The 408-nt window shown below is 66.7% G+C and carries 1 protein-coding gene; it reads right to left on the reverse strand.

Features of this window, described 5'->3' with window-relative positions; translation table 11 throughout:
• Window positions 1-392, reverse strand: a 392-nt coding sequence (locus IMZ11_RS44480; protein WP_228649814.1) for a hypothetical protein, incomplete at its 3' end; no start/stop codon positions are given.
• Window positions 393-408: the final 16 nt, after the last annotated feature.

The raw sequence follows: 408 nt of genomic DNA on the forward strand, positions 1-408 counted from the left end.
GCCCACCCCGACGGCAGTAGCTTGTCGTGTTCACCTTCGACGATCATGACCGGCACCGCGATGCGGTCATACGCTCGCTGCGACGACGGCATCGCCGGAGCGTCCAGACCAGGACGGCGAAAACGGGCTGCGGCCAGGGCTTCCCAGGCCCCTGGCGCGATGCTCGACTCATAACGCCGTTGCACGTACGCCTCGTCGGCGGGATAGACCGGATCGGCGAAGAGCGCGGTGACGATGCGTCGCATCCCGGCAGGCGTGGCGTCGTAGTCGTACAACGCCGCGGAATGTTCGTTGCGCTGGATATCCCCTCCCCCACAGATCGCGGTGAGTGATCGCGCCGGGAGCCGGGGGGTGTCCGAGGTGGCGTCGACGAGAAGGTTGATCGCGCCCATCGAGTTGCCCACGAAA

This window comes from Microtetraspora sp. AC03309 (genome assembly GCF_020826795.1).
GTDB lineage: Bacteria > Actinomycetota > Actinomycetes > Streptosporangiales > Streptosporangiaceae > Microtetraspora > Microtetraspora glauca.